The sequence below is a fragment of the Streptomyces sp. NBC_00690 genome, from assembly GCF_036226685.1.
Classification (GTDB): Bacteria; Actinomycetota; Actinomycetes; order Streptomycetales; family Streptomycetaceae; genus Streptomyces.
Map to the genome: position 1 here is coordinate 265,529 of NZ_CP109009.1, position 22,933 is coordinate 288,461.

General features: G+C 67.8%; 20 protein-coding genes and 1 pseudogene. 11 read left to right on the forward strand and 10 right to left on the reverse strand.

Annotated elements, in window-relative coordinates; genetic code table 11:
- Positions 1-72 precede the first annotated feature (72 nt).
- From OID54_RS01240 to OID54_RS01260, 5 genes are all read left to right on the forward strand, one after another.
- Positions 73-1,023 (forward strand): ABC transporter permease, encoded by a 951-nt coding sequence (locus OID54_RS01240; RefSeq protein WP_329012559.1) that lies wholly within the window; start codon positions 73-75, stop codon positions 1,021-1,023.
- Entirely contained in the window at positions 1,020-1,964 is a 945-nt protein-coding gene (locus OID54_RS01245) for an ABC transporter permease (RefSeq protein WP_329012562.1), read from the forward strand. Before OID54_RS01240 ends, OID54_RS01245 begins: the two co-directional genes overlap by 4 nt.
- 195 nt (positions 1,965-2,159) lie before the next feature.
- Complete coding sequence (locus OID54_RS01250; protein ID WP_329012565.1) at positions 2,160-4,022, forward strand: ABC transporter substrate-binding protein; 1,863 nt, start codon at positions 2,160-2,162, stop codon at positions 4,020-4,022.
- A gap of 84 nt (positions 4,023-4,106) precedes the next feature.
- A complete protein-coding gene (locus OID54_RS01255; RefSeq protein ID WP_329012570.1) occupies positions 4,107-5,483 on the forward strand; it encodes an erythromycin esterase family protein in 1,377 nt (458 codons plus the stop codon).
- Positions 5,480-7,582 (forward strand): prolyl oligopeptidase family serine peptidase, encoded by a 2,103-nt coding sequence (locus OID54_RS01260; protein WP_329012573.1) that lies wholly within the window; start codon positions 5,480-5,482, stop codon positions 7,580-7,582. The genes OID54_RS01255 and OID54_RS01260 overlap by 4 nt, the downstream gene beginning before the upstream one ends.
- Before the next feature lie 40 nt (positions 7,583-7,622).
- Here OID54_RS01260 and OID54_RS01265 read toward each other — a convergent pair whose 3' ends face one another.
- The 6 genes from OID54_RS01265 to OID54_RS01290 all read right to left on the reverse strand — a co-directional run bounded on the left by OID54_RS01265 (position 7,623) and on the right by OID54_RS01290 (position 14,869).
- Positions 7,623-9,299, reverse strand: a complete 1,677-nt coding sequence (locus OID54_RS01265; protein ID WP_329012577.1) for a PucR family transcriptional regulator — start codon at positions 9,297-9,299, stop codon at positions 7,623-7,625.
- A gap of 192 nt (positions 9,300-9,491) precedes the next feature.
- Positions 9,492-10,604, reverse strand: a complete 1,113-nt coding sequence (gene menC / locus OID54_RS01270) for an o-succinylbenzoate synthase (protein WP_329012582.1) — start codon at positions 10,602-10,604, stop codon at positions 9,492-9,494.
- 56 nt (positions 10,605-10,660) lie between these two features.
- Positions 10,661-11,587, reverse strand: a complete 927-nt coding sequence (locus OID54_RS01275) for a GNAT family N-acetyltransferase (RefSeq protein ID WP_329012585.1) — start codon at positions 11,585-11,587, stop codon at positions 10,661-10,663.
- A gap of 13 nt (positions 11,588-11,600) precedes the next feature.
- Positions 11,601-12,815 carry a M20 family metallopeptidase gene (locus OID54_RS01280; RefSeq protein WP_329027202.1) on the reverse strand — a complete coding sequence of 405 codons (1,215 nt, stop codon included), beginning with the start codon at positions 12,813-12,815 and terminating at the stop codon, positions 11,601-11,603.
- 416 nt (positions 12,816-13,231) lie between these two features.
- On the reverse strand, positions 13,232-14,158 hold the full coding sequence (gene bla / locus OID54_RS01285) for a class A beta-lactamase (RefSeq protein ID WP_329012588.1): 927 nt from the start codon (positions 14,156-14,158) through the stop codon (positions 13,232-13,234).
- A gap of 324 nt (positions 14,159-14,482) precedes the next feature.
- Positions 14,483-14,869 (reverse strand): hypothetical protein, encoded by a 387-nt coding sequence (locus OID54_RS01290; protein WP_329012591.1) that lies wholly within the window; start codon positions 14,867-14,869, stop codon positions 14,483-14,485.
- A 241-nt stretch (positions 14,870-15,110) separates the two neighbouring features.
- Here OID54_RS01290 and OID54_RS01295 point away from each other — a divergent pair, with 241 nt between their 5' ends.
- Positions 15,111-15,383, forward strand: coding sequence for a GNAT family N-acetyltransferase (locus tag OID54_RS01295; RefSeq protein ID WP_329012593.1), 273 nt, complete (start codon positions 15,111-15,113; stop codon positions 15,381-15,383).
- A gap of 828 nt (positions 15,384-16,211) precedes the next feature.
- On the opposite strand, the gene OID54_RS01300 is transcribed toward OID54_RS01295, so the two are convergent.
- A complete protein-coding gene (locus OID54_RS01300) occupies positions 16,212-16,619 on the reverse strand; it encodes a winged helix-turn-helix transcriptional regulator (RefSeq protein ID WP_329012596.1) in 408 nt (135 codons plus the stop codon).
- 74 nt (positions 16,620-16,693) lie between these two features.
- On the opposite strand from OID54_RS01300, the gene OID54_RS01305 reads away from it, so the two are divergent.
- The 4 genes from OID54_RS01305 (at position 16,694) to OID54_RS01320 (ending at position 20,296) form a co-directional block, all read left to right on the forward strand.
- On the forward strand, positions 16,694-17,524 hold the full coding sequence (locus OID54_RS01305; RefSeq protein ID WP_329012598.1) for an SDR family NAD(P)-dependent oxidoreductase: 831 nt from the start codon (positions 16,694-16,696) through the stop codon (positions 17,522-17,524).
- A gap of 586 nt (positions 17,525-18,110) precedes the next feature.
- Entirely contained in the window at positions 18,111-18,893 is a 783-nt protein-coding gene (locus OID54_RS01310; protein WP_329012602.1) for a dienelactone hydrolase family protein, read from the forward strand.
- 126 nt (positions 18,894-19,019) lie between these two features.
- Entirely contained in the window at positions 19,020-19,475 is a 456-nt protein-coding gene (locus OID54_RS01315) for a GNAT family N-acetyltransferase (protein ID WP_329012603.1), read from the forward strand.
- 413 nt (positions 19,476-19,888) lie between these two features.
- A complete protein-coding gene (locus tag OID54_RS01320; RefSeq protein WP_329012606.1) occupies positions 19,889-20,296 on the forward strand; it encodes a VOC family protein in 408 nt (135 codons plus the stop codon).
- A 429-nt stretch (positions 20,297-20,725) separates the two neighbouring features.
- On the opposite strand, the gene OID54_RS01325 is transcribed toward OID54_RS01320, so the two are convergent.
- The 3 genes and pseudogenes from OID54_RS01325 to OID54_RS01335 form a co-directional block, all read right to left on the reverse strand.
- Positions 20,726-21,265: an HAD domain-containing protein gene (locus OID54_RS01325; protein ID WP_329012610.1), complete on the reverse strand. Its 540-nt coding sequence runs from the start codon at positions 21,263-21,265 to the stop codon at positions 20,726-20,728.
- 269 nt (positions 21,266-21,534) lie between these two features.
- Positions 21,535-22,098: a 3'-5' exonuclease gene (locus OID54_RS01330; RefSeq protein WP_329012613.1), complete on the reverse strand. Its 564-nt coding sequence runs from the start codon at positions 22,096-22,098 to the stop codon at positions 21,535-21,537.
- 110 nt (positions 22,099-22,208) lie between these two features.
- A pseudogene (locus OID54_RS01335) lies at positions 22,209-22,418 on the reverse strand (MarR family transcriptional regulator); the annotation flags it as partial.
- A 120-nt stretch (positions 22,419-22,538) separates the two neighbouring features.
- Here OID54_RS01335 and OID54_RS01340 point away from each other — a divergent pair.
- On the forward strand, positions 22,539-22,925 hold the full coding sequence (locus tag OID54_RS01340) for a nuclear transport factor 2 family protein (protein ID WP_329012615.1): 387 nt from the start codon (positions 22,539-22,541) through the stop codon (positions 22,923-22,925).
- Positions 22,926-22,933 lie beyond the last annotated feature (8 nt).

The window sequence follows — 22,933 nt, forward strand, 5'->3', positions numbered from 1 at the left end:
CTTCTCGTACGTTCCGCAAGCCTCACGGGGCTCATGGGTCTCACAGCTTTCTTGGAGAGGGGACGGTCTCGCATGACCTGGTACGTAGTCCGACGGCTGGCGATCTGTTTCCTCGTCCTGCTGGGGATCTCCGCGGCGGTGTTCTTCCTCCTGCACCTGGTGTCGGAGAACCCCGGCCGCGTGGTCCTGGGGCAGCGCGCCTCACCCGAGGCGGTGGCCGACTTCAACCAGGAGCACGGGTTCGACCGCCCGGTCATCGTGCAGTACCTCAGCTACCTGGGCCAGCTCCTCCAAGGAGACCTGGGGAGGTCCTACAAACTGAACGAGAACGTGGGGGAACTGCTGCGGCAGAACGCCGGCCGCAGCGCGATGCTGTCGCTGGCCGGTCTGGTCCTCGCGCTGCTGATCGCCATCCCGCTCGGCATCCTCCAGGCGGTCAGGCGCAACAGCCTGATCGACCGGGGCGCCACGGCGGTCTCCTACGTGCTCTACGCGACACCGTCGTTCCTGCTGGGCCTGGTCCTGATCGCCGTCTTCAGCCAGTCCCTGGAGCTCTTCCCGGCCGAGGCGTCGCAGTCCCGCTCCCTCTGGGTGGTCTTCACCGATCCACGCGCCATGGCCCTGCCCGTCATCACGCTCGCCATCACCAGCGTGGCGGTCTTCTCCCAGTACCAACGCTCGGCCGCGCTGGACCAACTCGGCCAGGACTACATCCGGGTCGCACGGGCCAAGGGGCTGCCGGAACGGCTCATCCTCACCCGCCATCTGCTGCGCAACGCCTGTCTGCCACTGATCACACTGGTCGGCACGCTCATCCCCACCATCCTGGCGGGCAATCTGATCGTCGAGTCGCTCTTCAACTATCCCGGTCTGGGCCTGCTGTTCCTCAACAGCCTGCAACGCGAGGACTATCCGGTGCTCCTCGCCTACACCCTCATGGGTGGCGTCCTGACCGTGGCCGGCAACTTCATCGCCGACATCGCCGTCGCCGCCGCCGACCGCCGAATCGAGTTGCAGAAATGACCTCACCCCATATGGACACGGCGGAGGCCACCGAGACGGACGGCACGGCACGTTCCGAGATCGAACTCGCCGAGCCCGCCGAAGCCACACCATCGCCGAAACGATTCTCGCCGCGGTCGGCGCTGCGCACTCTGCGGCACCACCCGCTCGGTCTCGCCGGTGGACTGCTCCTGGTGCTCGTCGTCGGGTTCTGCTTCCTCGGGCCGCTGCTCTACCGCACCAACCAGACCGATGTGGACCTGCTCAACGCGACCCTGCCCCCCGGCCCCGGCCACCCGCTCGGGACCGATCCCAACGGGTTCGACGTGCTCGGCCGCCTAATGGAGGGCGGCAAGGTGTCCTTGCAGATCGGGCTGCTCGCCGCGCTCTTCGCCACCGCGATCGGTACCGTCTACGGCGCCGTCGCAGGACTCGCCGGAGGCGTGCTCGACGGGTTCCTGATGCGAGTGGTCGACATCCTGCTGTCGGTGCCCTTCCTCTTCTTCGTACTGATCCTCTCAGCCAAGTTCCACGCGAACGCCGTGTCATTGAGCCTGGTCATCGGCGGATTCTCCTGGCTGATCTCCGCCCGGCTAGTCCGCGGCGAGGTCCTGACCCTGCGGGTACGGGAGTTCGTCCTGGCCGCAAAGGTGATGGGGGCGTCCCGCCGGCGGCTCATCCTCACCCATCTGATCCCAAACGCGCTCGGCGTGATCATCGTCAACATCACCTTCCAGGTCGCCGACGCCGTCCTCGTCGTCGCTGCCCTCGGATTCCTGGGCTTCGGCCTGACGTACCCGACCGCCGACTGGGGCAGCCAACTCGCCAGCGGCGCCACCTTTATCTCCGCCGACAACTGGTGGCTGATCTATCCCGTCGGCGGCTGCATCATTCTCACCGTACTGGCGCTCAACCTGCTCGCGGACGCGCTCCGGGATGCGGTCGGGCGACGGGCCGACTGAGCGGCCGGCCGGGCCTGTCGGCCCCGACGGACGCCGGGGCCGGGAATTGGCCGGCTCGCCCAACACCGATCAACACCGGTGCGACATCTTCGACCCACGCTGAAGCGGCCCCGGCCCGGTCACCCGTCCGCCGTTGGTTCCGCCGCCACCCCCACTTCTTCGCACCTGACCACCACAGCTCGCAGGGAGCCATCCATGACGCATGTGTCCGGTAAGCCGCGAGGACGCCGCCTGGCGGCGCTCGCCGCCGTGGTCGCCGTGCTCGCCACGGCGTGCACTGGCGGCGGCAGTTCGACCAAGGACGTCCAGGGCAGCTACAAGACCCTGCCGAAGGAGTCGGGCAAGCCCAAGGACGGCGGGACGGCCACGGTCGCACTGACCCCCGGGCTCAGCCCCAACTACATCTACCCCTACCCGCCGGCGTCCGCCAACGGAACCGTGATCGCCCGGGGGCAGCTGTGGCGCTCCCTCTACCGCCCCAGCGGGGAGGGCAACCAGATCGCGGACACCAAGCTGAGCCTGGCCGAGACCCCCACGTACAGCCCCGACCGCAAGACCGTGACCATCAAGATGAAGGACTTCACGTGGTCCAACGGCAGGCAGGTCACCGCGCATGACGTCGCCTTCTCCCTCGCCCTGCTCCAAGCCTCGCTCAAGGAGAGCCCGGCCAACTGGAGCTTCTACACCCCGGGCCAGTTCCCCGACGGTGTGACCGCGAAGCCCACCTCCGCGGACACGCTCACCCTCCGACTGGAGACCGCGTACAACCCGTCCTACCTGCTGTCGATGCTGACCCTGCTGTACGTGATGCCCTCCGAGGAATGGAACATCGCCAGCACCGGGGGGCCGAAACTGGACTACACCAAGCCGACGAACGCCAAGGCGATCTACACCTACCTCACCAAGCAGTCGGAGGCCCAGTCCACCTTCGCCAGCAACCCGCTCTGGCAGGTGGTCAACGGCCCGTACCGCCTCAAGAGCTTCGACTCGACGACCGGGTCGTTCTCCCTGGTCCCCAACAAGTCCTACAAGGGTCCGGGGGACTCGCGGCTCGGCCAGGTCGACTTCAAGTCCTTCACCTCCGCCGCGGCGGTGCTCAACCAGTTCAAGGCCGGCAATCTGACCGTCGGAACACTGGACTCCAGCTTCATCACGCAGATCGACGCCCTGAAGAAGAAGGGCTACCACGTCTACGGCGCCCCGGCGCCCGCCCGGTTCGACCCGCTGGTCCTCAACTTCGAGAACAAGACCGGCAACTTCGACAAGATCATCGCGCGGCCGTATGTCCGGCAGGCCCTGCAACACCTGATCGACCAGCAGGGGTACATCAAGAGCCGGGGCGTCTACAACGGTGCCGCCTCCCCGAACTACAGCACCGCGGGCAGCGGCTCACCCTACCCGCCCGAGTTCGGTGACAAGGCGCCCTACCCGTACGACCCAGCCGCCGCCGAGAAGCTGCTCACCGACAACGGCTGGAAGGTCGTGCCGGACGGCTCCACCAGCTGCGAACGCCCCGGCACCGCGGCGGGCGAGTGCGGGGCCGGCATCCCGCAGGGGCAGAAGATCGAGTTCCCCCTCGCCTCCGCGAACACCCCGGCGTACGTCGGTGCCCGGGACATTGCGTTCGCGTCGGCGGCCAAGAAGCTCGGCATCAAGGTCACGATCCAGACCAAGTCGCTCAACTACCTGTACACCAACTACGGGAACAGCTTCGCGCCCCACAACAAGAGCAAGTGGGCGACACAGGACTACGGACCGCTGTACCTGGCGGCCGGATACCCGAGCAGCAACACGGTGTTCAATACGGGGGGCAGCTTCAATCTGGGCGGCTACCGGAACGCCGAGGTGGACAAGTTGATCAATGCCTCGACCTTCGGGGCGGATTCGAAGGTCCTGTCGGCCGAGGTGACCCGCCTCCCCAAAGACCTGCCGGTGCTCTTCTTCCCGACTCCACACACCCTGGTCGTCTGGAAGAACACCCTCACCGGTCCGCCGTCCTCGTTCAACTCGCTGCTCAGCTTCCTGTACACGCCGGAGCAGTGGTACTTCCGCGACTAGAACCTCGCGATGGGGTCGGGTCGGGCCCTGGCCCGACCCGACCAAAAGCCCTTGGGTACTGCGCCGCGGGAGGTGGTAGCCGTCATGGACACACGTATGAACAGGTCTTCGGAGGCGTTCGCCTGGCCGCTCGGCCGGACCAGCGGATCGGCCGATGTCGAGTTGGTGCGTGAGCTGATCGGTGACGCACGGGTGGTGGCACTCGGCGAGGGCGCGCACAACATCACCGAGTTCAACGGCCTCAGGGACCGGCTGTTTCGGCTGCTCGTACGGGAGTTCGGCTTCACGGGCCTGGTACTGGAGTCCGGTTTCGCCGACGGCCTGGCTGTCAACGAGTGGGTCCACGGCGCACCTGGACGGGTCGAGACGATCGCCCGTGACGGGATCACCTATGGGTTCGGCGAGTCCGCACCGATGCGGCGGCAACTGCGCTGGATGCGCCAGCGGAACACCGGGGGCTCGGCGAAGGTCTCCTTCTACGGGATGGACCTGCCTGGTTCGTCCACCTCACCCGGGCCGGCGGTTCGTGCGTGCCTCGACCGGCTGCCGGCCCGCCCTGGTGACGCGGAGTTGCTACGGCTGAGCGACCTGGGAGGCCGTTCGGAGGCGGCGGTTCGGTACGCGGCGATGTCCGCCCGTGACCGCGCCCGGTTGTTCGACGGGCTGCGGGAGTTGGCGGACCGCGCGCTCCGGTTCAGCCATGAGAACGGCGAGCACAACTCGGGGGCTGCGGTCGCGCTCTGGTGCGCCGCCTCCCTCAGCGCCTTCGTTGCGGAGGTCGAGGGGGGTGGAACGTCGTTCGCGGCGGGGCGACCGTACCCGCGGGAGGTGTTCATGGCGCGGAGTGTGGAGTGGATCCTCCAGCGGGAGCAGCGCGTCGTGGTGAGCGCACACAACGCGCACGTCCGCCGTTCGCCGTTCCATGGCCGTCCGACGCTGGGCGGTCTCCTCGATTCGACACTGGGGGCCGACCTGGTCGTCATCGGGATGACCTACGGGTCCGGTCCTGAGGTCCGGTTCACTCAGCGCTCCCCGCGTCCGTTCGACTGCGAGGTCACCCTCGGCGCGCGGACCCTGACACCGGAGTGCGTCGAATCGCGGCTGGATCGCCTCGGCCCGCCGATGTTCGTCGTCGATCCGCGCCGCGCACCGGACGGATTCTTCGACGGGGTCGAAGGCACGCTCGCCAGCGGGGGGCTGGACCCCGTGGACGACTTCGCCACGGATTACGACGCGCTGCTCCACGTCCGGCGGGTGACCCGGATTCCCGGTGCGTTCGAACGGCTCACCGCGGAGTTCGCGGCAGCTGCGAGGTCGGTCGAGAACACGGGTGCGGATGTGGTTGTGATTGTGATTGTGGACACGGATGCAGATGTGAAGTCAGTCGCAGAGGCAGAGCAGTCTGTGCGTCCTGCGGGCCTCGACGGTCCCGGGAGCGCCGAGGAGTTGGAGTCACCGTGAACGTTGCCCCGCCGGCCTATCCTCCCGCGCGTACGGTCGAGGTCTTCGCGGACATCGCAGGCGTCCGGGTGTCGGACCCCTACCGGTGGCTGGAGTCAGAGACAGACGAGGTACGGCGGTGGCAGCGCGAGCAGGCCGCGATCGCCACCGCCATCAGCTACGACGGTCAGGACCCGCAGGCCGTTCGGAGGCTGATCGAGACGTACGACCGCGGGTCCCGTCCGGCCCTGCCGAAGTACGCGGCCGGCCGTTGGTTTCGCGCCGTGCCACCGGCGAGTGGGACGGCGCCCGCGGTGGTCGTCGCCGATCAGCCGTACGGCGTGGGACGGCCGGTGGTCGACCTGGCCGTGTTCGAGGGTGAACAGGAACCGGCGTTCCTGTCCTGGCTGGCGCCGTCGCCGAACGGCCGCATTCTGGCCCTGGGCGTCTGCACCGACGGCAGTGAGCACAACACCATCCGGCTCATCGACGTAGATTCGGGGCGGGTGCTCGACGACGCGCCGCGGCAGGTTCTGCACAGCGCGTGGGCCGGTGGGGTCTCATGGCTGTCCGACAGCAGTGGTTTCTATTTCCTCGCGCTCACCGGCTCTCCGCGGGAGTTCCGGCAGGCGGTGTTCCACCACCGGCTCGCCGCCGCGCCACCATCCGGAGACGGGGGTGCGGACGACACGGGCAGCACAGCGGTGGAACCGATTCCGGGCGTCGAGGGCTCTCGGGAGTACACGCTCGTCCAGCTCTCAACGGACGGTCGATGGGCCGTGGCGAGCCACCGGGTGGGCAGTCCCGTGCCGGTCGCGGTGCGCGACCTGTCCCGGCCCGATACGACCTGGCGCCCCTTCGTCACCGAGTGCGCGGGGACCATCGCCGGTCATATCGTCGGGGACCACTACATCGCGGTGACCGATGTCGAGGCCCCCCGAGGGAGGGTGGTCGCCATCGCACTCGATGCATCCGACCCCAACGACGCCATGGAATGGACGGAGTTGGTTCCGGAGGGCGAGACGGTGCTCAGGTCCCTCTCCCCCATCGGTGAGCACCTGTACCTCAGCGAGTTCGACGAGACGTTCGCCAGGGTCCGGATCCTCGACCGTTCGGGCACCACCATCGGCGGGGTTCCGCTGCCCGGCCGAGGGGCGCTCGCCGCTCCGTTCTTCGCTCTGACCGGTCTGGCGGTCGGCACTCCCCCGGACGACTTCGTCTTCGCCTACTCCAGCCTGACCACTTCCTGGGGCGTCTACCGGCACCGACCCGGTGCAGCGGGGATCGAGACGCTGTCCGCCCCGGAGGTCACACTGCACGCCGAGGTGACGGTGGGGCGGGCCGTGGCGCCCGACGGTGTGGAGATCCCCTACCACGTGGTACGGCCGGCGGGCAGCGACGCGGCACGTCCCGCACCCACACTGATCTCCGCATACGGCGCGGCGAACGTGCCCCTGTTGCCGCAGTACCAGCCCGACCTGGCTGCCTTCGTCGCGGCGGGAGGCGTTCTCGTCCAGGCGTATCTGCGCGGTGGCGGTGAGTTCGGCCGGGACTGGTACCTGGCCGCGCATCGGGAACGGAAGCACGTGCGCGACACGGACCTCGTCGCAGTCGCAGAACACCTCGTCGCCAGCGGGCTCACCCGCACCGACCAGCTCGCCCTGACCGGTGGATCCGATGGCGGCCTCATGTGCGGGATAGCCGTCACCACACGGCCCGGGCTATGGCGTGCCGTGCTGCCACGGGCGCCGCTCCTGGACCTCATCGGCGGTATCCGCGATCCCTATCTGAACTTCGTCATCCGCAAGGCGTGGGCGGACCCGGACGATCCGGAAGAGGTACGGCGGCTCCTGGGGCGCTCGCCCTACCAGTTGATCGAGCCCGGTGCCTTCCCGGCCGTCTACCTCCAGGGTGGGGCCACCGATCCACGGTGCCCGCCATGGCAGGCGCGCAAGTTCGCCGCCCGATTGCAGGCGGCGCAGCGCGGAGCGGCACCGATCCTGTTGCATGTCTTCGACAACGCCGGTCATGGCGCGGCGACATCGCACGAGGTCGCGGTCGCACAGGACGCCGAGTGGTTGGCCTTTCTGATCAAGACGCTGGGTCTGAAAGGTAGATGAGCCTTCCTGGACGGGTGTGAGACCCGAACGTCCGGCGAGCTCAGTCGTCCGGGCCTGATCTGATGGCCATCAGGCGTAGTTGGAGCATGGCTGACAGGCGCGCGTTGGGGTCACTGAGGTCGATGCAGCCGACCTCGGCCGCACGCCGCAGCCGGTAGCGGAACGTATTGGGGTGTACGAACATGGCAGCGGACGCCACGGCAACGTCGCCGAAGGCATCGAGCCAACTGCCCAGTGTCTCGACCAGGCTGGCCTGATGCGTCTCGTCGTAGGCGACGATGCGTGCGACGGCGCCGCTGGGGATGTCCCCGCGTGGGACGAGGTCGGCGAGTTCGAGCAGCAGGGCCTCGACGTGGACGTCGTCCAGCCGGGCCACCTGCTGCCCGGCGGTGCCCGACCGCAGGACGCGCAACACCCGATCGGCACCGGAACGCGACCGGGCGAGTGACGAGGAGTCCGCGGACAACGGCCCCACCCCGATCAGGGGGCGCAGGCGGGAGCCGACACGGGCCAGGAACTCGGTGGCTATCCAGGACGCGCGTTCCTCTGCGTCCTGGCCGCCCTGACCACCCTGGCCGTGGTGCCGGTTCTGCGGGAGGAGCGGCAGAATGCCGTAGGCCACGTCACCGATCAGCGCCGCGGTGGCACGCGGGTGCACCGCGGACAGGTGCATGGCGAATGCGTCGGTGAGTCGCTTGCGTTCGTTGGCGAGCCGAGCGGGTGGCCGGCGGCCGACCGTCGCATCGACCACGGTGAGCGCGAGGACGACCGCGGGTTCGTCCTTGAGACCGAGGCGGCGGACCGCTTCGGGCGATCCCGGGCCGCTTTCGAGCGCGGTGGCCAGCAACTCCGCCCGTAGTCGCCGTTCCATGTCGGCGTCGGCGCGTTGCCACACCATGTGCGTGGCGACGAGCTTGGCCGCCTCGTAGAGCGCTTCACTGCGTTCCTCGTTCAAGGGCTCGGGGACGACCACCCAGATGGTGCCGAGGATCTCGTCCCCCGCGCGCACCGCGATCACCGCGCGGGGCAGTTCGGGCGGCTGCAAGGCGTCGTCCGATGTGGGCAGGGGGGCCAGGAAGACGGGTCGGTCGCTGCGGTAGATCTCCTGGAACACCCCGCGTTGCTCCAGGATGCGGGTGTAGTGCTCGGGGACCTGTCGGCCCAGGATCGTCTGGACCCGCGACGGGTCCACGTCCTCCTGCCGGCTGGAGAAGGCCAGCAGACGCGAGTTGCGGTCCTCGATGGTGACGGGGGCGTCGAGCAGCGCGGCGATGGCATTGGCGACGGCGAACAGATCGCCAGACCCATTGCGGCCGGTGACATCCGTTTCATAGGGGTTGCTCCCGGCCGTCAGTGTCCGGAGCATCCCTGCCAGGTGCGTCCAGGACACACCACGGGCGAAGGAGAGGAGCGCCACGCCCGACGTGTGGGAGGCGGCGACGAGCCCTTCGTCGGTGGCGACGGGCTCGCGCACTACCAGTGCGGCGGCGCCGCACCGGCCGAGGTGGGTGACGACCCGCGCGAGGTCAGCGGGGTCGTGCAGTCCCACGCCGAGCACCAGGGCGTTCTCCGGGAGCTCCGGTTCGTCGAGCGGGTCGTGGATGACGATGCCGCCGATGTCGTCGGCGCGTTCGACGTCACCGCAGACCACGTCGAGCAAGGTGGTACCGAGTTCCTCCAGGACACGCCCGAGGCTTGCTCGCGGGAGGGTGGTCACGGGGATGAGCATGGGGCCGAAACTAGCCCGGTGCTCCCATGTCGTCGTTGGTTGTGCATGACGAAATGATGCCACCTCGTTCGTCCGGCAGGACAGCCGCGGGGTGCTCGGGGCAGCGAGTGGGAATCGCTGCCCCGAATGCCACGGCTGTCACGGCTGTCACGGCTGCCACGGGATTGAGGGGCTCCGGGCTCAGGAGCCGGGAACGGGCATCCAGGTCGTCGCGGTCGTGACCGCTTCCAGGACCTCCGGAATGGGGGTGACGCCGAGCCCCGGCGCGGTCGGAACCGCGAGGTGCCCGTCCACAAGGTGGAAGGGCGGCGTGATGTCGGTCCGGTAGTAGCGGTCGGAGGCCGAGGTGTCACCGGGGAGGAGGAAGCCGGGGAGTGCGGCGAGGGCGATGTTGGCGGCGCGGCCCAACCCCGTCTCCAGCATGCCGCCGCACCAGACGGGGACGCCGTGCGCCGCGCAGACGTCGTGAATCCGTCGGGCTTCGAGGTAGCCCCCGACACGGCCCGGCTTGATGTTCACCACCTGGCAGGCGCCGAGCGCGAGCGCGTCGGCGGCGGCGCGGGCCGAGACGATCGACTCATCCAGACAGATCGGTGTGGTGATGCGCCGGGCGAGTTCGGCGTGCCCCAGAAGGTCGTCCTCCGCGAGGGGCTGCTCCAGCATGAGCAGGTCGAACGGGTCGAGCCGGGCGAGATGGCGGGCGTCACCACGGCGGTAGGCGGTGTTGGCGTCCACCTGGAGCAGGATGTCACCGAACCGTTCACGGACGGCGCGGACGGGCTCGATGTCCCAGCCGGGTTCGATCTTCAGCTTGATCCGCAGATAGCCCGCCTCCAGGTATCCGCCGACCACGTCGAGCAGTGCGGGTATCGACTCCGTGATCCCTACGGAGACCCCGCACGGCACGGTGTCCCGCACCGCGCCGAGGGCATGCCCGAGAGCGACACCGCGGGCTCGTAGGTCTACGTCCAGTACCGCCATCTCCAATGCGGCCTTGGCCATGCGGTGGCCCTTGAACGGGGTCAGGGCGGGCGCGACCTGGTGGGCGTCGAGCTCCGGTACCCGGGCGAGTGCAGGGATCAGATGGCGGCGCAGGACATCGGCGGCGGCATGCGTGTACTCCGAGGAGTACAGGGGGGCGGTGCCCGCTCCGCATTCGCCCCACCCCTCGGCCTCGTCGGTGACGACGCGCAGCAGCAGGGCCTCCCGTACGGTCTCGGTGCCGAACGATGTCCGGAACGGGGACACCAGGGGCAACTCGACGGTGCGGAATTCGACTCCGGTGATCTTCACGCTGTCTCCCGCGGCGCTTGGCTGTGGTGTGTTCCGTGCCGGCGTGTGTCGTTGGGTCATGCCGTCCCCGGTTCCGTCGGCTGCGGTGGTGCCGTGGGGCCACCGCGGTCCACGACGTACCAGCCCTTGCGGTCGAAGCCGCGTATGTGCGCGCCGTCGGCGAGCAGCCCGTCGAGCGCCTCTCGTACCGCCGAGCGCCATTGCGCAGCGCACGCCGGGTCGCTCTCCCGCAGGGCCTCGATGTCCTCGGGTACGGCCACCAGTACGGTTCGGGCGTGTTCGTCGGCACGTTCGGCGACCGGCGCGCCGGTGGCCGAGACCTTGAGCGCGATGGTTGCGCCCGCCGTGCGGGCGGCCTCCGCGTCGGTCAGGGCGGGCCGTCCGGCGCAGGCCGACTCGACGTCGGGTGAGTCCAGGCGCCACCGCACGAGGATGCGGTCGCTGTCGTCGCTGCGGTTGATGTCGTCGTCGATCGGCCCGTAGAAGTCCGGTAGGTACTCGGCCGGTTCGGCGGCCAGTTTGGCGATGTTGAAGTAGGCGTTGCGGCGTACCAGGGGGTCGTACGTCCAGCAGATCTCATCGACGCCCCGCGCCATCGCCCAGGCGCGTTGGTGCAGTTTCAGGGCGAACCCGACGTTGCGCCGTCGCAGGTGTGGCAGCACTCCCGCGATATGACTGTGGAGTGCCCCGCGGGCAGGCGGGGAGAAGAATCCGAAGCAGGATCCGACCAGTTCGTCCCCTTCGAAGGCTCCGCTGACATAGCTGCCCGCCTTGGCCATCGCCCGCAGCAGGTCGGCCGTCACCGGGGGGCTGTTCTCGCCGGTGCGCCAGATGCGCTCGTACAGCCGCCGAACGGCCTCCAGCTCGATGACGCTGTCCAGGGAGGAGATTTCAACACCCGCGGCTTGTGCGGCGGCGTCGGCCGCGGCGTACGCGGCGGCGATGGGCGGGGACTCTACGCGGTCGCGGAGGAGATCAGTCACACCGGTCATGGTTTCAGCCGTTTCCATCGCATAGCTGGTCAGAAGGCACAGAATGCCGGTCCCTGTTTCGTCGGGGTGGACAGCCGTCCTGCGGTGCCAACAGTTCGGCGACCAACGCGGTGAGCAGGTGCGTCCGCCGCGACAGCTCGGCGATGAGCAGGTGTTCGTCGTCGGCGTGCGCACCGCCGCCGACCGCTCCCAGCCCATCGAGGGTGGGGGTGCCGACGCCGGCGGTGAGGTTGCCGTCGGATGCGCCGCCGACGGCAACCTCGGTGAGCGGGCCGATCCCGAGGTCCGATGCGAGCCGAAGCGCCCGATCGAAGAGATCTCGTGACGCGGTGGCCGGCAGGGGTGGCCGGTTCGGGCCGCCCCTGACCTCCACGGTGGCTCCGGTCAGCCGGGCTCGTAGCTTCTGCATCGCAGTGTGGACGCGGTACTGCTCGGCCGTGTTCCACACCCGGACGTCCACGTCAAAGCGGGCGGATGCGGGGACGGTGTTGGTCGTGGTGCCCGCCTCCATGACGGTGGGCGTGACGGTTGTACCCCGGGCCGGGTCGCCCAGCGATGCCACGGCCACCACTTGGTGGGCGGCTTCGATCGTTGCGTTCACGCCGCGTTCCGGTTCCAATCCGGAGTGGGCGGCGCGTCCCCGTACCAGCACCTCGTAGCGCGAGACGCCCTTGCGTTCGGTCTTCAGTGCTCCGGCGGGGCCCGCGGCCTCCAGCACCAGAGCGGCGGTGCACTGGCGAGCCTCCTGCTCGATGAGTTCCCGGGAGGAGGGGGAACCCGGCTCCTCATCACCGGTGATGAGGAGGGTGACACCGTCCAGGGGGTGCGGGGCTTCGGGGGCGCGCGGAGCGGTCGAGGTGCCTGGGGCGGTCCGCGTTTGGGGTTTGATCAGGGCGGCCAGGGCGTGGAAGGCCATCACCAGACCCGCCTTCATATCGAAGCAGCCCGGCCCGCGCAGCACTCCGTCGCGGACCTCGTAGGGATGGCTCTCCAGCGACCCGAGGGGCCACACGGTGTCGTGGTGGCCGAGGACGAGCACGCGCGGGGTGGAACCGAAGCGCCAACGGAGATGGGTGCAACCGTCGATGACGACACGTTCCGCCTCGACCTCCAGGTGCTCGGCGCCGACCTGGGCGACCAGCTCCGCGCTGCGGGCGACAGCGGCCAGGTCGTGTGAGGGGGACTCACAGCGCACCAGCCGTTCGATGTCGGCGACCATCGCGGCCTCGCGCTCCTCTTCAGGGGGATCGGGCAGAGCACCGCCCCTCTGTGCCGGGGATCGGTTCGCCCCGGGGCGGCGTTCTGTCACGGCGGAGAACTCCTGTTGATGCATCCGCCAAGCATCGTGAGTCGCGCCCCGGCCGGGCCTGTTCGCTCAGCCAATATCGACGCGTGGGATTGGGCCGGGCCGATGAACGATGCTCCGGAGGGATGCGGTGCACCTGAGCGCTCTCGATCTCGTCGTTCACGCCCCGAGTCGCTGTGCCAGGAGTCACGAGGCTCGGGTGAGGGGGGCGCGGCAGTGTGGTCGGGGCGGCGGGGAGTCCGGTCGGTCTCCCGGTCAGCCCGCAGCGCCCCGGCGCACCTGGACCGCTACTCCCCGCCTCCCGACCACATGCAGATCGTGCTCGGCCGCTAGGACAACGTCCCTGCGACGACGGACGCCGCTTCCGCGATCAGTTTGTTGTCGAAGTCAGCATCCGCGGCACCGCGATTGGACATGATCGCCATGACGATGGGTGCAGCATTGGGGGGCCACACCACGGCGATGTCGTTGCGGACTCCGTAGGCTCCGCCTCCTCCGGTCTTGTCGCCGACCACCCAACTCTTGGGGACTCCCGCCCTGATGAGTTCGTCGCCGGTCGTGTTGGTCCGCAGCCACTTCGTGAGCTGTGCGCGTTCGTCCTCGGCAAGGGCGTCTTGGAGTACGAATGCTCGTAGGTCAGCGGCCAGCGCACGTGGCGTGCTGGTGTCCCGGGTGGCGCCGGGAGCCCACTGGTTGAGCTCCGGCTCGCGGCGGTCCACGCTGGTGACGGTGTCGCCCACCTCTTCAAGAGCGGATGCCAGGCCCTTTGGCCCGCCGAGTGCATCGAACAGCAGATTGGCCGCGGCGTTGTCGCTGTACCGGACCGCGGCGTCACACAACTCATGCAGAGTCATGCCCGTTTCGACGTTCTTCTCGGTCACGGGAGAGTGTTCTATCAAGTCGTCCTTGGAATACTTGATCACCTTGTCCATGCCGTTGAGGGAGTGCTTGCGCAACACGGCAGCCGCGGCGAGCGCCTTGAACGTGGAGGCGTAGGCGAATCGCTCATCGTCCTGGTACGCCACCTCCCGCCCGGTACCGGTGTCGACCGCGTAGACACCCAGCCGTGCACCGTACTTGTGCTCCAGCTTCTTGAAGTCGTCGACGAACGGCTGCACTGCCGGTGCGGACCGATTGGTTGCGGCTGGCGGAGCCGGTACAGCCCGGTTGTCGTCCTGGCCGCAGGCCGCAAGTGGGAGGACGGCGAGTGCGACGAGCCCGCCGGCAACGGCCCGCCGTCCACGTGTGTACTGCATGGTTCGAACCTCCGGATAACCCCTGAGAAGGGTGCAGAGAGGGGTAGGTCACATGCCCGGACGGCGTCCTGGAAGTCGGGCCCGACCTCACCCTTGACCTCCATGATCGATGTACGGGGCATCAAGCCATGCTGCCCTGAGACCGCACCGAAATGCACTTCGCCTCTCCGCGCCGGGCCGATGCGGCCTCCGCGGAACTCCCCGACCCGACTCATATCGTGGCGGCGGCCCAGGCTCCCCGGGCGGTGGGCAATCCCGGGCGATGCGCACGCCCTTCAGGGCTGTCCCGCTCAAGCACCCGACGTCGATGCACGGAAGGAGTGGTCAGTCGGTGCTCAGGCCGGGGACGCCAGTGGTGTCGGTTCCGGGTGCAAGGTATTCGCGCAGTGCCCGATGCACCCAGGCCCGTTCGGCTTCCGTGTAGTGCTGGCTGGTGGCGGCGAGATAGGTACGGGTAAGGGTGACGACCCAGTCGGGAATGTCGTGTCGAACCCCTAAGGCTTCGACTGCCTCGCGCATCCTGAGTCGTTCCTCACCCTCGGCTGCGCAGCGGGCGTCGTGCAGAGCTCGCAGTATGGAGGCGGCGCCTGCGTGGAGGAAGTTGCGGTACCTCTGACCGCCGACATGGAGCCGCTGAACAATCTGGGCTTCGGTGAGCGCTCCCCCGCTGCGTTCGGCGAGCGCGGCCACGAGCCGGTCCTCCTCCACCAAGCGATCGGCGTCGCGGCGGGCGGACGCCTCCGCGTAGGGCTCCTCGGGGTGGTAGTCGGTCAGGGCCCGGCCTTCTTGCGTGGCGGGGTGTCGACCGCGAGCCTGGGGACAACAGGGCGGTTGGGGCCGGCGTCGATCTGGTGAACCCGGCGGGGCGGCGTGTCCAGGGCATGACTGATGTGCTTCCAGACTTCTGCGCGTACGTATCCGCAGTCGCCCCCGGCCGGACGTCGCGGGGACGATGGCAGCATCGACGACCATATGGCTGGACAAGGCGAACAAGACAGCGGAGTTCGAGCCGGTCGGGACACATCGCGACTACCGACGTCTAGGGCTGGCAAGGGCGATGCTCCTGCACGGGATGCATCTGGCGCGGGCGGCCGGCGCCACTCATATGACGGTCGCGTGCCTGGGCGCACCGGGACATTCCCAGGCGCGCGGGCTGTACTACAGCGTCGGATTCCGCGAGCTCGTGCGGGATGCGCCACTCATCAAAACCACCGCCGGAAGCTGAGCGCCATCGGTTCGGGACGCCGTCGTCGATCAGTTCACATCGAGCGGGGCCGACCGGCGGGCAACGTCTCGGGGGCGGCTCGGGAACCAGATGGGGCACCGCGAAGGTTCGCAGTCCCTCGCCGGCGTGGCGACCCGCCGACATCGCACGGTGGCCTGCTTGCCCTGCGACTCGTCCGACGACGCGGGTCGCCAAGTCCTGCTGGTGATGCGCCCCCTGCCCGCTGACGTCTTCCGAGCCGAAGACTGCCGGAGGAGCACAGTGCACAACCCCATGCCCTATCTGCATGCTGAGATCGTTCGGCATCCATGGGGGCATCCGTGAAAGCAACCACAACTCGCAGTGTGAGACGCGCACGCAACATCCATGGTGTGCGCCTGGGCATCACGACCGGGAGGAGCCGTGGGATGCTGCGGCGAGCCATCGAGAGGGCAGACTCGACCGCCACACGGGGCTCCCACTCCCCCGGGTGAGCCGCGCGGCGCGGGCTCATCTGGACCTTGCACCAAGACGTGGGCTCATCGTCCACACGGTGCTCGCCTTTCTCCTTCTGGCGGTTGGCCTGAGTCTGTACACGAGCGTCGTGATCCGACTCGGCGGATACTGAGCCGTACCCGTGGTGGACCCTCTGTCCAAGAGCCCGTCAGGGTCACTACCGCATTTCAGGAGCCTTCCTGGCGCCGCTCAGCCGCAACGATGGGCGAGTCGAGGTCGACCAATCCCCACCCGCGAACCGGCCTTCTCCGTCGTTTCAACTCCCTTTCCCTGCCCGCAAGCGTCTCCCATCAGGGGAAGAGCGTCGGTGCCTCTTGCGGCGCCCTGATCACCTTAGGAGTCCATATGGCGCGAACGGGCCTCGTTGATCTCCGCCTCGTGGCGCAGCGCCCAGTCGGCCAGCGCTGACAGCGGTTCCAGGAGGGTGCTCCCCAGAGGGGTCAGGCTGTACTCGACACTGGGCGGTACGGTCGGGTGCACCTCGCGCCGCACGAGTCCGTCGGTTTCCAAGCTGCGCAGCGTACGGGTCAGCATGCGCTGACTGATGCCTTCCACGGCGCGGTGCAACTCGTTGTACCGGTGGGGGCGTTCGCCGAGCAGAATCAACAGCAGCACGCTCCATTTGTCGCCCACGCGCCGGAAGACATCCCCGACCGGACATGCGGCGAACTCGTCGGTCGGCACCGGGCGGGGCAGCTCATGGGCGAGTACCGAGGGAACACTGCTGTTCGTAGCGCACATAAAACTGCCTTCTTTCAGAAGGTGACGGAACGGTCAACGATGAACGGGTTGATGCCGAGCCCCTGGAGGACACCGTGCCCGACCAATCGCCGAAGACCGTCATCATCAGTGGTGGGACCGACGGTATGGGCCGCGCGACCGCGCTGGAACGACTTGCGAAGGGTGATCACGTCACGGTGATCGGCAGCAATGCGGCCAAAGGGCGTGCTCTGCTTGACCAGGTGGCGCATGCGAACCTTCGGTTCCTCCAGGCGGACCTGTCCTCGATCGCCGAGACCGAGCGGGTGGTCGCCCGCATCGGTGAACAGCACGACGCAATCGATGCGCTTGCGCTGTTCGCCAATCGGGTGAGCCCGAAGCGCAAGGAGACCGCGGACGGGCTGGAGTCCACCTTCGCCCTGTACTACCTGAGCCGCTATCTGCTGAGTTTCCGATTGCGCCCGCTGCTCGACGCCGGCTCCGATCCAGTGATCATCAACGTGGCCGGTGTAGGCAACACCGCAGGTCGGATTCATTGGGACGATCCTCAACTGAGGCGACGCTACGGACAGGTTCGTGCCCAACTCCAGGCGGGCCGGGCGAACGACCTGTTGGGGGTCATGTTCGCCCGGCAGGCCGGGAGCAGGGCGCGCTATGTCCTCTACCATCCTGGATTCACCCGCAGTGGGGCCAACAGTCACCCGAATTCGCTGGTCCGCGGATCGATCGACCTGCTCGCGAAGGTCTTCGCACGTGAGGTGTCCGAAGCGGTGCGACCGATCGTTCAGTGGATCGATCATCCACCGGCGGATGCGCTCTCCGCGATCGACCGGGGCAGACGGGTCGAGGAGTCGTTGAAGACTCTGGACCCCGACGCCGCCGGCCGCCTCGCCGCATATACCGAAACCCTGCTCCGCAACCGCTGAACCCTCATCAGGGATCGCTTCTTCCACCCACAGACCTGAGTCCGCCGGCTGAACCGCCGCCTTCATCCGCTGCCGGCGTGGGGCACGGTATCGATCGGTGAGAGGTTTGCGGCCGATGCGTCCTATCCGGATCACTCGGGCTTTGCGCTGCCCCTGGCCGAGCGAAGGGTCGCGCAGGCGACACGAGCACGGTCCTTCGCCTCGGGCTGCGGAGCGAGAGTGATCCCGGTACTGGTGCGGACCCCCAGGTCCAGACTCCAGGCAATCCGTGCACGCTTTCCCCCCGGTCGAAGGCGGATGTGATGTGTCGACGGGCCTGCAACTCGCTCGTCCTGGTGACCCTCACCAAGTGCGCGAGGACCTGCGCCTCGGACTGGCACCATCCTGTCCGGTGGGCTACGTTGTCCGGCGATGACTACCGGGACGGCATTGCGCCACACACGGATTGGTGACCCGGCGCCTCCCTGAGCGCCGTACGGGCCGGAGCTGGCCCGCTGTTGGGTCGAGGCTCCCCCGCTGCCGCGCGGGCTCCGCCTCCTGTCGTGTTGACCACAGGTTTGATTCGTCAACCACGACAGGAGACCTCGTGCCCATCAAGACGCTGCACATCCCCACCGCGGACGGCCAGGCCGACGCCTTCGCCGCCTTCCCCGAACGTGGCGAGCGGCACCCAGGCGTGCTGATGTACCCGGACGGCTTCGGCATCCGGCCCGTGCTGCGAGAGCTTGCCCATGAACTGGCCGGGCACGGGTACTACGTGCTCGTCCCCAACCTGTTCTACCGGCACGGCCCCACACCGGTGATCACCCTTCCCGAGTACATCGGAGAGGAGGTCCGGCCCGCCCTCTTCGCTCAGCTGATGCCCTTGATCGAGGCGCACACCGTCGAACGTGTCCTGCGCGACGCCGACGCCTACCTCAGGTTCCTCACCTCTCAGCCCGAGGTCGCCGCCGGACCGGTCGCGGTGACCGGCTACTGCATAGGCGGCCTCCTGGCGACGCGCACCGCCGCAGCCCACCCCGGCCAGGTGGCCGCGCTCGCCGCATTCCACAGCCCGGTGGGCGCGGACGGGCCAGACGCCCTCACCGAGATCACCGCACAGGTCCACTTCGGCCACGCCGAAAGTGACCTGACGCCCGAGTCCCTCGGCGAACTCAACCAGTCCCTGGACGCCGCCGGTGTCGGCTACACCTCCGAGATCTACTCCGGCACCATCCACGGCTTCACCATGTCCGACACCGACGCCTTCAACCCCGCCGCACTACGGCGCCACTGGGACCGCCTGCTCCCCCTGCTCCAGAGCACCCTGGTCAGCACCTCAGGCTCCGTCTCGGAAACCGACCGGAAGCACGTAGCCCCCGAGTCCTAACGATGTCTCGAAGTCGGTGAGGGTGGACGCAGCCCGCCCTCACCCGCCCTCCGACCTGCCCGCCACCCCCGCTACCCATAGATAGGTTTACCTGCCCGAAACAGACATTAGACAGAATCCGCCTTCATGAAGATCGAACAGGTTGACTGGGCCCACTCGGACGCCGCCGCACTGCGCTCACGGCAGCGAGCCGAGATCGCAGAGAGATACGGCACCTCGGACAGCGAGCCCGGGGCGGCCCCGTCAGCAGTGGACATGGCGGCATTCTTTGTGGCGTACGAGGAGGGCGGCAGCGCTGTGGGGTGTGGAGGGCTTCGCTACCTGGGGGAGGGCGTCGGCGAGGTCAAGCGGATGTACGTAGCCCCTTCGTGCCGCGGATCCGGAGTGGCGTTGCGAATCCTTCATGAACTGGAGGGGTGGGCCAGCGGGCAGGGGTGGGCGGGGCTTCGACTGGAAACCGGAGACGCACAGCCGGATGCCATCCGCTTCTACACACGTTCCGGTTATGAGCGAATCCCGAACTTCGGTGCGTATGTCGGTGTGACGAGTTCCCAATGCTTCGAGAAGCTGCTGGCGACCTGACCGGCCACTGTCAGATCGCATGCCGTGGCAGCCGCGTCGGGAACGGTGGGATCCCTTCGCGCCGAGGGTGAACGTCCCCACACACCTGATCTTCCCTGTCGGCAGCTTCCACGCCCCGAGGAACTCATTCCGGTACGCATAGCGCAGCGCACACATTCAGCGACGTACGGTTGGCCTGGTGCGCGCAACCCCGTATGTCGGGCTGCTGTCGCACCCTGCACGATGCACACTGAGTCAAGGGAGCCACTCGCTCTGGCGGAGCGCTGGGCGCCGTCCGGCACGCGATCTGTGGCAGCTTCGGAAGAAGTCGGAAATTCTCTCGGTGTCAGCGATGAGTTCCTTGCGGTTGCCTGGTCTATCCCCTTGAACAGCACAACGGCGAACAGCACGACAGCGATGGGAGACACCCCGCCATGTACCAGCAGATGATCTTCGTCAACCTGGCCACCCGCGACCTCGACGCGGCAAGGAAGTTCTTCACCGAGTTGGGCTACACCATCAACGCCCAGTTCAGCGACGATTCAACGGCCTCGATCCCGCTCAGCGACACCATCGTCGTGATGCTGCACACCCACCAGAAATACGCCGAGTTCACCAAGAAGCCGATCGCGGACTCCACCACCTCCAGTGAGGTCCTCCTCGCGCTCAGCGCCGAATCTCGCGAGAAGGTCGACGAACTCGTGGACAAGGCCATTGCCGCCGGCGGCACCCACACCGGCGAAACCCAGGACCACGGCTTCATGTACGGCCGCGCCTTCAACGACCCCGACGGCCACACCTGGGAGATCGTATGGATGGACCCGGCCGCGGTCCAAGGCTGAACGCGGCGACCGGCCAACACCTCATCGTGTGCGGCCCGGCACGGTCCTTCCACTGAACGTCGTTGAAGGATGTTGACCTGCGCTCTCCCCGGGTGGTCAGACAGCCACCGAGAACAAACAATGCGGTGGCCAGCCCGCCCGGGGGATCACGCGCTCATCCGCCACACCTCCTACCCCAAGTCTGGCCGCCACAGGTCTGTTGGGGCATGTGCCAGAAGTGCTCTGGGTTGGCTGATGTGAGTGCGCGAGGGCCGAGTTACCGATATGTCGGACCGGTCGACCCCCGCACCAGCCAGTGGACGAGGAAACTCGTGCCCAATCAGGTGCATCGTCGCCGTGGCTGAAGGGCGTTGTACCAGCCATGGCGACGATGCACCTCGCCCCTCCGTTTCGACTTCGAGAGTGGTCCGTTCAGCGCTTACCAGTCGCTTACCGCGCAGTGCGGCGGAGGCTTCGGGTCAACTGCAGTGGGAACACCGGGCGCGGTGGTCTGGCCAGAAGCCGGTCGACGTGGTGACGTTCGAGCCCCTGCTGCCCGTCGATGGGCAGCAGCAGTCGGTCGGGCCGTACGAGAGAGTTGCGGACGAGTCGGGGCGGTATGACGTCGTCGAGCCAGGCGAACGGCCGCTTATTGGCGTAGCGCAGCAACGGGGGCCACTTGGCGCCGGAGAACAGTTCCATCAGCCGGATTCGAGGGTCTCCGGGTTGTGCCGTGTACCCCCTGAAGCGGACCACGGGCAGTGTGGGGAGTCCGAGTGCCGGGGCGATGTGGGTGTTGGCGTCGTCCTCCCAGGTGGTGGCCCAGCAGACTTCGTACACCTGCGCGAGCTCGAGAAGCCAGTCTCGGTGCCGGCGGGAGAGTAGGACACGGAACCCGAGCAGGTCGTGGGCATCGAAGTCGCCGGCGGGTTGCGGGCGGGCGGGGTTGAGGACTCCGTCGACGTCGAGGAAGAGCAACGGCTTCGACACAGGAATCCTACCGGTCGGACGAGCGGATGCCGGGATGCCGGGATGCCGGGATGCCGGGATGCCAATCGAACGTCCAGAAGACGCGAAGGGTTCCTCCAGTGGCGGCAAGGAGCGCGCCGCAGGGCTCGAACGCGGAGAGTCTGTGGACACCACACCACCGCCCGCCCCCGCTCCTGCGGGCTTCCACACGGCTTCCCCCGCGCAGGGGGAAGTGTCTTCGCAGCCGACTGGGCGCCCGCATCGCTCCGTCGACGGTCACTCAACAGGTCCTATCCAGTGGGCCACTGTCCGCGCCCCGCCACATCCAGTACCAGGGCAGCAATGTTCCAGGCGTCGTCGTCGCCACGATGATGGCGACCTTCCAGCGGGAGTCCGGCCAGTGTGAGCGCCTGGGCCATTCCGGGGCGTCTTCGCAGTCCGTAGGAGGCGGTGAAGGCCACCTTCGCATTGGTGTGACGCTGATTGAAGGGGTACTCGGTACCCGTCTGTTGGCACTGGCGGGTGAACTGGTTCCGGTCGTAGTCGCCCCAACTGGCCCAGGGCAGCGACCGCGTACCGTGCTGTTTGGTCAGTTCCCGGCATGCCTCGGTGAAGGTCTGGCCGCCGGCAACCTCGGTCTGTGTTAGCCCGGTCAGCTCGGTGCAGAACGGGCTCACTTCGGATCTGGTCGGACGTACCAGCAGCCGATGCTTCGCAAGGCGCTCGCCCGCGCGCAGGTCAACCACGGTGAGCCCGATCTCGATGATCTCGCTCACCTGGCCGGGCGGAGGCTGCCCCTCCCAGCAGGTCGCTTCGACATCAACCACGTGCAGTAGGTACTCATCAACATCCATGGGGAGCGAGGGTAGACGGGATGATCTCCGCGCCGCTGTTCTTTTGAGCTCGGGCACTGAGTGGAAGATCTCGAACAGCCGGAAGGACGATTGCCCATCGGGAGTCCGGATCACCCCGCTGTCCGTGTGCCGATCGGCTTCTCGAACCAGTGGTGCGCGTACGGCTCGGTGTTGAACGCAGGGAACGCTTGGAAGCCGGAGAAGTGGTAGAGCCGAATCGCGGCATCGAGTGCTCTGTTGGTGTCCAGTCTCAGTACGAGTCGACCGTCCCGCGCGGCACGCGCTTCGAGTTCGGCCAGGAATCGGCGGCCAAGGCCCACGAAATTCACGGATACCCGCTCCGGGAGGACCCGCACTATCCGGAGCACCATGCACTCGGACCCGTCCGGCGGTGGCGGAACTCGGTTGCGGCGATGGCACGGGCTCGCTGAGATGGCCGTATGAACGGCGAAACGGACGATGTGCATCACGCGATCGCGGGTGAGTTGCAGCTGATGGATCCGCACATCCGCGCCTCGGCGGAACTCGCGGGGCAGCTCCTCGACCCGGAGTTCGTGGAGGTCGGCGGGTCGGGACGACGATGGAGCCGTGAGGCGCTGCTCGCCGAGCTTCCCGATCATCCGGGTAGTTCGGCGGAGGGTCCCCGCTATCGGCCCTCGGACATTTCAGGGGTGACGCTCGCCCCGGGTCTGGTGCACCTCACGTTCGAAACCGTGCTCGGCACGCTCCGGACGAGACACAGTTCGATCTGGCGCGAGGGCGCCGGAACAGCGGGCTGGCGAATGTACTACCACCAAGCCACCCGGGTGCCGCCCGATGTGGAGTAAATGCACTG